Origin of the sequence: Geitlerinema sp. PCC 9228, from assembly GCF_001870905.1 — a bacterium.
Classification (GTDB): Bacteria; Cyanobacteriota; Cyanobacteriia; order Cyanobacteriales; family PCC-9228; genus PCC-9228.
This window is the reverse complement of record NZ_LNDC01000128.1, coordinates 1-10,615: the sequence shown is the minus strand read 5'-3', so window position 1 is coordinate 10,615 and position 10,615 is coordinate 1. Positions and strand designations below refer to the sequence as shown.

Below are 10,615 nucleotides of genomic sequence, written 5' to 3'. Positions count from 1 at the left end.
CAGGTGATTCTAGACAGCCAGTGCGGCGGACGCAAAAAGCCGAAATAACATTGGCGAGGAAAACTTAACCCGCAAACAGCGGAGCGTATTCCCACAACCACGGGAAGTCAGAATAACCAACGAAACACAAGGGTGCATCGGTAAAAAGAAAAAATAGCTATCGAACATTGTTTCTATTTACAGGCAATTGCTCTACCGAGAGGGGTTTCCCATGACTACAAAAACACAAAGTTGTTTTAAGGGAGAAAATTTAGAATTACTACGACAGTACCAGCACTCTCCTTCCACAGAACTGCGCAACCAAATCGTGCAGCGAAACTTTGGTTTGGTGCGCAAGGAAGTGTATCACTGGATGCAGCAGTGTACGGAAAGCTACGACGACTTGCTGCAAGTTGGCTGTTTGGGGTTAATTCGAGCCATCGAGCGTTTCGATCTTTCCAAAGGCAACGCATTTAGTTCCTTTGCCATTCCCTACATCCGTGGTGAAATCCAACATTACCTGCGCGACCAAAGTTCTTCGGTACGCATTCCCCGTCAGTGGCTCAACCTGCAAAGAAAAGCCACCACCGTGCGGCAAAAATTGCAAGAACAACTGCACCGCTTCCCCACCGATGCAGAAATTGCGGCGGAATTGGGGGTCTCCGTGAGCGAGTGGCAGGATGCGAAACTTGCCTGTCAAAACCGTTCCCCCCTGAGTCTCGATGCCCCAGTTACCGACGAAGAAGAGGAAACCACCTCTTTGGGCAGTTTGGTTCCCGACGGTCACTATCGCAGCTTCCAGCTAGCCCAAGAGGATAAAATTCGCCTGCAGCAATCCCTCGCCCATCTAGAAGACATGACCCGCAAGACAGTGGAGTTTGTCTTTTTGTACGATCTTACCCAAAAGGAAACGGCCGAACGTTTGGGTGTTAGTGTAGTAACAGTGTCCCGTCGCGTCAAAAAGGGTTTGGCGTCCATGAAAAAATTCATGGGATTGATGGAAGAAGAAGGGTAGGAACATTCAGCCAATTGTCGCACCATGTCCCGATAGCCCCTAAAGATGTCGTGCTTTGTCATACCACCGCTGATTTTGACGCTTTGGGCGCAGCGGTTGGTTTGACGCGCTTGGTTCCCGGTGCCAAAATTGTGCTAACCGGAGGCTGCCATCCGGGGGTACGTGATTTTTTGGCGCTGCATCGCGATGAATATGCCCTCATCGAACGGCGGGCGGTCAATCTTAAACAAATACGCCACATTTGGGTGGTGGATACCCAACGACGCCACCGTCTAGGCAAAGCAGCGTCTTGGCTGGATTTACCAAATATTGAAATTACTCTCTACGACCACCACCAACAAGACAGCAACGATTTGGGTGCTACCCACACGCACATCGATACGGTAGGGGCTGCTACTACGCTGGTGGTGGAACAATTGCAAGCTAGGGGTGCTTCCCTCACGCCGGCAGAAGCGACGGTGATGGCGTTGGGGGTCCATGTGGATACGGGGTCGCTAACCTTTGACGGAACTACTGCCCGGGATGCTAGGGCGGTGGCTTGGCTGCTGGAACAGGGGGCTAATGTAAGTGCGATCGCGAATTATGTGGATCCGGGCTTGTCGGGCAGGCTGCAGCAACTGCTTAAAATAGCCCTGGAAACGCTACAAACCGAAACCATCTACAGCTACGAAATTGCTTGGGTATTGCTGGAAACCGACGATTACGTACCGGGGCTATCCAGCTTGGCTTCCCGGTTGCTGGAACTGACAGAAGTAGATGCTCTGATTTTGGCGAATGTCTACGCCGCTAGCGACGATGGCAACAACCTGCGTACCACGTTGATTGCCCGTTCGCGTATTGAAGGAACCGATTTAAACCAGTTGTTGGCGGCTTTGGGAGGTGGCGGTCACAGCCAAGCCGGTTCGGTGACCATGCGCTGCCAAGATCCACAGGAGGCTTTAGAGGATTTTCTCCAACAATTCAAAGCACAAATTCTCCCACCCCTGTCGGCGCGGGATTTGATGTCTTCGCCGGTACGTACCATTCGCCCCCAAACCACGGTGGCAGAAACGCAACGGATTTTGCTACGCTACGGGCATTCGGGTTTGTGCGTGGTGGATGAGCGCGATCGCTTGTGTGGCGTTATTTCCCGCCGCGATATCGATTTGGCGCTGCACCATGGGTTCGGTCACGCCCCGGTCAAAGGCTACATGACGACCCATTTGAAAACCATTGCCCCCAATACCCCCCTGCCAGAAATTGAAAATTTAATGGTCCGCTACGATGTGGGGCGGTTGCCGGTAATGGAAAATGGCGAGTTGCTGGGCATTGTCACCCGCACCGATGTTTTGCGACAGTTGCACGGCGAGCGAAGCAAAACCACAACTAGTTCTCCCAACCAAGTCGATACTTCTCCCTCCACTTGCCCGCTGCCCACTACCATGCAAACTTATTTGCGCGATCGCTTATCGCCGCAGGTTTGGGAACTGCTCTCAGTAGCTGCCCGATTGGCTGCTGAAAAGGGCTGGCATTTGTATTTGGTAGGTGGGGCTGTGCGCGATGTTTTGCTATTGCAATCGGAGGCAGAAAACACTTCCCATCAAAATTCCCAATGGCAATTGCCGCAAATTACCGATATTGACTTGGTGGTGGATGGCTTTCACCGGGCTGTCACCCCCAAAGCTGGTGTGGAACTGGCGAAAGCCCTGCAAAAAATATATTCGACAGCACGCTTGGATGTACACGGGCAATTTCAAACTGCTGCCCTGCTGTGGCATCAAGACCCGGTGATGGATTCGGTGTGGCTGGATATTGCCACTGCCCGTACGGAGTTTTATCCCTATCCCGCTGCCAACCCGGAAGTGGAAGCTAGTTCCATCCGCCAAGACCTGTATCGCCGGGATTTTACCATCAATGCCCTGGCGGTCTGTCTGACGCCGCCACAGTCGGGGCAACTCATTGACTTTTTCGGCGGTTTGGAGGATTTGCAGGAAGGGAAAATTCGGGTTCTCCATCCCAATAGTTTTATTGAAGACCCAACGCGGATTTACCGGGCGGTGCGGTTTGCGGTGCGTTTGGGGTTTGAACTGGAAGAGCAGAGCATTCGCTACATTCGCTATGCGATCGACAGCGGCGTCTACGAACGAACGGTGATGCAGAATCCCCGCGCTCCGGCTTTGGAAACTCGCTTGAAAATGGAGTTGAAATATATTTTGCAGGCACCTTACGGGTCTTGGGCGCTGAAGGTGTTGGGGGATTTGGGGGCGCTGCGTTGCATCCATCCCCAGCTGGTATTGAGCGATCGCGTGTGGCATCAAATCCGCTACCTGCAACGGTTATGGCACTATCTGACCCACCGGTCGCCGGGGATAGAACAAACGCAATCGGGAAAAATTGAACTTTGGCTGCTGCTGTTGGAGGTATTGCTATCGCCGCTAGCGGGCAAGGAGCGTGTGGTTACTGCACGCAAGTTACAGTTAAGCGATCGCAGTATCGAACGTTTGTCTGAGTTGGATGACAACAAGCATAGCATTTGGGAAGCCTTACCCCAGTGCCAATGCCCCAGCGAAGTGGTGCGATCGCTTTCTGGATACGATATTCAAACTTTGCTTTTGGTAGGTATCCAAAGTTCCCGTGGGCTGCGCCGTCAAATTTGGCACTATTTAACCTATCTTTCTCAGATAAAATCCTTACTCAACGGTCGCGATCTCAAAGAGTTGGGATACAAACCGGGACCCATTTTCCGCCGGATTTTGGAGGATGTTTTTGCTGCCACGGTGGATGGGGTCTTTGCCCGTGCTGGCGACGAAAAACAACAGAAGGAAGCCGCGATCGCTTTTGTGCGCCAACGCTATCCTACAGAAACAGCAGAATAAATCAGTTTTCCCGCTCCATTAAATCAATTTTGGCAAACAAGAATGCACCATACTTCCAGAGGCCAACAGGGACAAAATTTCGATAACATTCTGTAGGCATTGAGGGTTTCGGTCGAGAAATAGAATTTGGTATTAAAATAAACGTAATGGTCGTCCTGGAAAGGAAAATGCCGGTCATTTTGTATTTCCAATTACAAATGCCATCGCTTCTAGGGGAGTCGCTTGTGGTAGCGAAACGAACATAGAAGGTACCCTAAGGAAACCGCCGTCCAAGAAAAAATAACCAAAGCGATAGGTAGTGGAATTGGGGATGCTATTTTCCCCAAAATGAGTTTGCAACTGAGTTTTCTCGTTGAGAACGTTGACATTTTCCGGTGCATCAAATGTCGTTTCTCGTTTTCCTCCAGAACCGCCTACTGCTGGTAACAAAAATGACGATCGGATATCTATTGGATCTCTTGATTCCGTAGGAGACGGCAACGATCGCACCTAAGACGCAAAACCAGCGATTTGCCAACCAAGGAACGCAGCAAAATCTTCAAACTTCAGTATTTCATGACATTGTCCGCTCATTTCCGATTGGGAGGTATGTATTTTATGTCTGGGGAATTCTGGCGAATTTGGTGGCACAAAATTTTCCGGTCGTGGCCATGTTACGGTGCCACAGACCCAACCACCAAAAACCGCTTTGACCGTCCACAAAACTTGAACTACGTGAATAAAAACAAGCTTCTCCCAGACATATGGCGATCGCTGCTGGCAACATTGCCCGTAACAGTCCGCCGTCAGGTTTTTTTTAAAATCAAAAAACTGCTTTCTCAATCAGTCAAATCCTCCCAAAATAAAGGCCTTTCTGGGAAACCCCAAACCAACGTGCCTCAAAACCAACACTGGCACACTTGGTGGCGTACTTGGTTTGCCAACCATCCTCTGCCAGAACCAGACTTCCAGCATCCCTTATTCAACGCCAGCCCAGCCTTTTTAACCGCCATAGACAAATCGGGGAAAATCCTGGCCATGAATGATACCATGCTACGGAAACTGGGATATTCCCGTAGAGAAGTTATCGGTCGGGATTATTTATCCCAGTTCGTTCCGGAAAGCGACCGAGATGTTTTAGCTCAAATTTTTCAAAAACTAAGCCAAAAAAATGAAACCACCCAAAACTGCAACCGAGTTTTAACCAAAAACGGTCAGGAATTGCTGGTACAATGGCACGGCAAACCCATCTATGACCCCCAGTCCCAACAGATTCTGTATTTTTTTGGATTAGGTATTGATATTACTGAAAAAGAACGAGCAGAAGATGAAGTCCATCTTTTGCAGAAAATTATCCATCAAGTTAGCGAAACTAACCACTGGGAAGATACTCTAAAAATCTCATTACGGCTGATTTGTGAATTTACTGGTTGGGATTTTGGCGAAGCGTGGTTGCCCGTACCTGGGAGAAATCAGCTAGAGTATGCTACAGCTTGGTACGATCGGAATTCCCGGCGACTGAGTGACGGTAACGCCCCCATGTGGGAGCATTTAGCGGAATTTCATCGCCTCAGCACCCAATTTTGCTTTTTGCCTGGGCAGGGATTGCCAGGTCGGGTGTGGATTTCGCAACAACCGGAGTGGATTCGCAACGTATCAACCGCCTCATCGCTGGAATTTCACCGACAAGCGCTCGCATCGCAATGCGGTTTCAAAGCCAGTTTTGGGGTTCCGGTTTTAAAAAACGGTCAAGTGCTGGCGGTTTTGGTGTTTTTCACTGTTTCCTACCAGGAGGAAGACACGCGGTTGTTGAAATTAATTTCTTCAGTAGCGTTGCAATTGGGTGGCGTCTTCCAACGCCAGCAAGCAGAAGCCAACTACCGCCACATCTTTGAAAACGCTGTCGAAGGCATTTTTCAGACCACCTTTGACGGTCGCTATATTGGTGCCAATCCTTCTTTGGCTGCTATTTACGGCTACGATTCCCCCGAACAGTTAATGGCAGAACTCACCAATATTGGCGAACAGCTTTACGTCAATCCCCAACGCCGGCAAGAGTTTATCCAGCTATTGGAAAAACACAATGTGGTCTCCGATTTTGAATCCCAGATTTACTGCCGCGACGGGAGTATTATTTGGATTTCCGAATTTGCACGTGGGGTGCGCGATGCTAGAGGTCAGTTGCTGTATTACGAAGGATCGGTAGTGGATATTACCCAGCGCAAGCACAGCGAAGAACAACTGCGCTACTATGCCTGCCACGATTCCCTAACGGGATTGGTCAACCGCGATCGCTTTATGGAAAAACTCGACGAAGCCATCCAGGCGTTGCAAGCACAACAAATATCGGGATTGGCGGTTTTATTTTTAGATTTAGATAGATTTAAATATGTCAACGATAGTTTGGGACATTATATAGGCGATCGCTTGCTGCAAGAACTCTCCCAACGGCTGCGGAATTGCCTGCGCATCGGAGATACCCTTGCCCGATTTGGCGGCGATGAATTCACCATTGTAGCTACCGAAATTAGCGACCTGCGCCAAGCAATTGCGATCGCAGTGCGCATTCAAGATACATTAAACCATCCATTTCCCCTTGAAGGTCACGAAGTCTTTGCCAGAGCCAGCATTGGCATTGCTTGTAGCGTAGGCAAAACTTGTTCTCCCGCTTGCCAACCAGAAGATTTTCTGCGGGAAGCCGATACCGCCCTATACTATGCCAAAAACCAAGGAAAAAATGGCTATGCCGTATTCGACGAAACCATGCGGTTGGTTGCCATGCGGCGCTTGCAGTTGGAAACGGATTTGGGTCGGGCTTTGGCGAATCAAGAATTTCAACTATACTACCAACCCATTGTCGAACTAACCACCCACCGCATTGCGGGTTTTGAGGCGCTACTGCGCTGGCAAAACTTGCAGCAGGAGTGGATTTCGCCGGCAGAATTTATCCCCGTTGCGGAGGAAATGGGCATCATCGAACCCTTGGGGGAATGGGTATTGCAGGAAGCCTGCCAGCAGTTGTATCGGTGGCAGCAGTACGATCCATCTTTAACCATGAGCGTCAATTTATCCAGCAAGCAGCTAATGCCCGAGTTGGTGGATGGGGTAGATCGAATTCTCAAAACGACAGCCATTGACGGTCAAAGTTTAAAATTGGAAATTACTGAAACGGTGCTGATGTCTGATATCGAACGGGCGATCGCCATTCTTAACGAACTGAAAAAACGGCAAATTTCTTTGTGTATTGATGATTTTGGTACGGGATACTGTTCTTTAAACTATTTGCATCGCTTTCCCTTCGATGTCGTCAAAATCGATCGCTCCTTCGTGTCTGCCATTGCCACCAACAGCCGCCATGGCAAGATTCTCCCTGCTATTGTTAGTTTAGCCCGCAATTTGCAAATGCAAGCGATCGCAGAAGGCATCGAATCCCTACCGCAAGTGCGCCAACTGCAAAAGCTACAATGCCGCTACGGGCAAGGCTACTTTTTCTACAAGCCTATGCCCGCCCAGGTGGTAGAAAACCTCCTCAATGCAACCATAGCCAAAGAATCCTAATTTATAGAAAATGGGGAATGATTGTCGTTTGCATCACGAGGTAAAAACACCATGCGCGTATTGGTCATGGGCGGCACCCGCTTCATTGGCGTTTATCTGACCCAAATTTTGGTGGCAGAAGGTCACGAAGTGGTTTTATACAACCGCGGTAACCAACCCTCTCCCGTGGAAGGAGTTCGAGAAATTCACGGCGATCGCACCGATGCCAGTTCCCTCCAAGAGAATTTAGCTAGCGAACGGTTCGACGCCATTTTTGATAACAACGGTCGCAAATTGGAAGACACCCAACCCCTCGCCGATTTGTTTCAAGGGCATATCCAGCATTTTGTTTACGTTAGTTCTGCCGGGGTTTACCAACAATCCGACCAAATGCCCCACAAAGAAGAAGACCCCATCGACCCCAACAGCCGCCACAAGGGCAAATTTGACACCGAATCCTATCTAGCGGAAAAAGGAATTCCCTTTACCGCCGTACGCCCGGTGTACATTTACGGGCCTCAAAATTACAATCCTGTAGAGAGTTGGTTTTTCGATCGCATTGTGCGCGATCGCCCCATTCCCGTTCCTGGCAATGGCATGCACATTACGCAACTGGGTCATGTTAAAGATTTGGCTAGGGCAATGGTATGCGTTCTGGGCAACCCCAAAGCTGTGGGGCAGGTGTACAATGTTTCTGGCGATCGCTACGTAACTTTTGACGGGTTGGCGCGCGCTTGTGCGATCGCAGCGGGCAAATCTCCGGAAGATATCAAAATCGTGCATTACGACCCCAAACAATTTGACTTTGGCAAACGCAAAGCCTTTCCCTTACGGGTGCAACATTTCTTTGCCGATACTTATAAAGCCAAGAAACAATTGATTTGGGAACCGGAATTTGACCTGATTGCCGGCTTGCAAGATTCCTGGAAAAACGACTACCTTGCCCAAGGCAAAGATAAGGCAGAGGTGGATTTTTCCATGGATGAAACCATTTTGCAAGGTATGGCAGTTAGTTAGTGGGGGGTTGACCGCTTGCTGGGCGCGGCCAAACATAAACCATTCCAGAGATAGCCGTTAGCAAAACCGCCAGCCAAAATACAACCAAACCAGGAAAACGCCAAGTTTCTGGTAGGGGAGCAACCAAAAGGGCAACCGCAGCTATTTGCGTAACTGTTTTGAGTTTGCCCAAAAAGTTGGCTCCCCGGATTTCTGCTTGATTTACCCGCCAGCCAGCAATGCCCAACTCCCGCGCCACAATCAGAAAGACCCCCCAGGCAGGAATGCTTCCTAGTTCCACCAAACACAGCAATGGTGCCAAAACCAGGAGTTTGTCTACCAGAGGGTCGAGAAATTTCCCCAAATCGGTAACTTCATTGCGGCGGCGCGCCAGGTAACCATCTACCCAATCTGTGGCTGCCGCTAGTAAAAAAATACCTGTACCCCACCAGCGTTGGGTAGGCGTGGGGTCAAAAAGCAGATATAAAAGCAAGGGAACGCCCAAAAGTCGGGAAAGGGTAATCCAGAGGGGTAAGTTCATAACTTTCTTTTTGGGGAGAGATAGTTAGAAAATAGAAGCGATCGCCGCAACCATTTGTGGGATGCGCAATATTCCAACCATCTAAATTGATTTCCTAAAAGAATTTTGTCGGGTGGGCACCGCCTACCTTACTTTTATAATCTCTTAAAAATAAGAACACCAATCGCTCCAACCACCAACGTAGAGCTTGCGATTGCGAACGCCTGCAGCTTCCATAGAAAGCAAATTGACGCAGGCAGTGACCCCAGAACCGCAATAGACGATCGCTTCATCCGCCGCACCGATATTCTGCCAGCGTTTTTGTTGTTGTTCTATAGGCAACAGTTCGCCATCGTCGTTGGTAACATCTTTCCAAAAATAATTGACAGAGGTGGGAATGGTGCCGGCAACCGGGTCGATGGGTTCCGTTTGACCCAAATAGCGATCGCGCGATCGCGAATCTACCAAAATTTGATCCTGGGAAACTTGAGCTTGCTGCACGTAGGCACGATCCACCACCATTTCCAGTTGCAGCTGGGGCACAAAATCTCCCGTCTTAGGTTTTTGGGGAATCTCTGCACTGGTGGGATAGCCAGCCCTTTGCCAGCCAGACCACCCACCATTGAGAACCGCCACCTGGGGGTGACCCATATACCGCAGCAGCCACCACAGCCGCGAGGCAAAAGCAAATTTAGAATCGTCATAGGCAACCACCATAGTCTCCTGGGAAGTAATCCCCAGGGCAGCAAGCTTTGGCGCCAATTGGTCGGTATTGGGCAAAGGGTGGCGACCGCCGTGTTTTTGTGGCTTGCTGGATAAATCCCGGTTCAAATCCAGGTAAAACGCCCCCGGAATGTGGGCTTGTAGGTATTGCTGGTATCCCCACTCCGGTTCGGCAAGGGAAAAACGACAGTCTATCACCACCGGCTTGCCGGTAGGGTCAGCGTCTGGTTTCTGGTATAGCTGCTGGTAAAGCCACTCAGTGGAAACCACAAGATGGGGATACATGGGGCTATTGGTAGGTATTGGCAAAACAGTTGGCAAACAATTCGACAAACCAACGACAAAAGCACTATCAATATGTCGAGGAACGTGCCTTTGCCCGAAACACCAGCAGAATTAGCTGGCAAAAGGGGTTCGTTGCGACTCGGTGGCTAGGGTACCGCGCAAACGCAACAAACCTAAAGTTTGTCCCAATTTTAACGGCAACAGGGAAACCCCTTCGAGTTGGGATTGTACCCAACCGTCCCCCCAGTACCACTCGTGGAAACCGTCAACACCTTCACTGAGAATCACGCGCAGGTAATCGGAACGGGCAGCTTCCACGTAATGGGAAATGATAATGGGTCCGACCCAGCTTTTGAAGGTCAAGCCAGGTTCCAGGCGTTCCGGCAATCCCGAAATCTCGATAATCCCATTGTACCAGCGTTGCAGCCGTTTTGGTTCCAGCAAACACTGTGCGATCGCCTCTGGTGATGCTTCCACTTCAATGCGTAAATGGCTCTGTTGAAAAGTACCCAGCATAAAAACAAAATTCCTCTATTAGGCAATATCAAGCTAACAAAAGACCAACAAACGCTTTATAGCATCCCCAACCAGTAGCATAGCAAACGTATCTTGAAAATCTCCCATCTCCTCCCTCTGCTAGTTCTTCAAGTAAAACTTTCGGTAGCTTGGAATCCCCGTCGCTTTAGCGCGGGGAGGAAAAGCGCCTCGTGGGGCTTTAGCCCCATT

General features: G+C 49.8%; 8 protein-coding genes. 4 read left to right on the top strand and 4 right to left on the bottom strand.

Translation table 11 applies throughout. The features are described from left to right. Positions 1–211: 211 nt before the first annotated feature. Both AS151_RS13400 and AS151_RS13395 read left to right on the top strand, forming a co-directional pair. On the top strand, positions 212–994 hold the full coding sequence (locus AS151_RS13400; RefSeq protein ID WP_071517562.1) for an RNA polymerase sigma factor SigF: 783 nt from the start codon (positions 212–214) through the stop codon (positions 992–994). A gap of 32 nt (positions 995–1,026) precedes the next feature. Then, a complete protein-coding gene (locus AS151_RS13395) occupies positions 1,027–3,849 on the top strand; it encodes a CBS domain-containing protein (protein ID WP_071517564.1) in 2,823 nt (940 codons plus the stop codon). Positions 3,850–4,023: 174 nt separating this feature from the next. On the opposite strand, the gene AS151_RS13390 is transcribed toward AS151_RS13395, so the two are convergent. After that, positions 4,024–4,278: a hypothetical protein gene (locus AS151_RS13390; protein WP_071517561.1), complete on the bottom strand. Its 255-nt coding sequence runs from the start codon at positions 4,276–4,278 to the stop codon at positions 4,024–4,026. Positions 4,279–4,563: 285 nt separating this feature from the next. On the opposite strand from AS151_RS13390, the gene AS151_RS20840 reads away from it, so the two are divergent. Continuing rightward, positions 4,564–7,386 (top strand): EAL domain-containing protein, encoded by a 2,823-nt coding sequence (locus AS151_RS20840; protein WP_170861401.1) that lies wholly within the window; start codon positions 4,564–4,566, stop codon positions 7,384–7,386. A gap of 51 nt (positions 7,387–7,437) precedes the next feature. Beyond that, the gene (locus AS151_RS13380; RefSeq protein ID WP_071517560.1) at positions 7,438–8,382 is read left to right on the top strand and encodes an NAD-dependent epimerase/dehydratase family protein; all 945 of its coding nucleotides are present in this window, start codon (positions 7,438–7,440) and stop codon (positions 8,380–8,382) included. On the opposite strand, the gene pgsA is transcribed toward AS151_RS13380, so the two are convergent. The 3 genes from pgsA to AS151_RS13365 form a co-directional block, all read right to left on the bottom strand. Continuing rightward, positions 8,375–8,902, bottom strand: coding sequence for a CDP-diacylglycerol--glycerol-3-phosphate 3-phosphatidyltransferase (gene pgsA, locus AS151_RS13375; protein WP_071517559.1), 528 nt, complete (start codon positions 8,900–8,902; stop codon positions 8,375–8,377). The two genes, AS151_RS13380 and pgsA, sit on opposite strands and share 8 nt — an antisense overlap. A gap of 144 nt (positions 8,903–9,046) precedes the next feature. Continuing rightward, positions 9,047–9,889: a sulfurtransferase gene (locus AS151_RS13370; RefSeq protein ID WP_071517558.1), complete on the bottom strand. Its 843-nt coding sequence runs from the start codon at positions 9,887–9,889 to the stop codon at positions 9,047–9,049. A 111-nt stretch (positions 9,890–10,000) separates the two neighbouring features. Beyond that, on the bottom strand, positions 10,001–10,405 hold the full coding sequence (locus tag AS151_RS13365) for a hypothetical protein (RefSeq protein WP_071517557.1): 405 nt from the start codon (positions 10,403–10,405) through the stop codon (positions 10,001–10,003). Positions 10,406–10,615 lie beyond the last annotated feature (210 nt).

Excerpts from the sequence above, each read along its gene's own strand:
- AS151_RS13400 (WP_071517562.1), top strand. The coding sequence starts at position 212 with ATGACTACAAAAACACAAAGTTGTTTTAAGGGAGAAAATTTAGAATTA.
- AS151_RS13380 (WP_071517560.1), top strand. The coding sequence starts at position 7,438 with ATGCGCGTATTGGTCATGGGCGGCACCCGCTTCATTGGCGTTTATCTG.
- pgsA (WP_071517559.1), bottom strand. The coding sequence starts at position 8,902 with ATGAACTTACCCCTCTGGATTACCCTTTCCCGACTTTTGGGCGTTCCC.
- AS151_RS13370 (WP_071517558.1), bottom strand. The coding sequence starts at position 9,889 with ATGTATCCCCATCTTGTGGTTTCCACTGAGTGGCTTTACCAGCAGCTA.
- AS151_RS13365 (WP_071517557.1), bottom strand. The coding sequence starts at position 10,405 with ATGCTGGGTACTTTTCAACAGAGCCATTTACGCATTGAAGTGGAAGCA.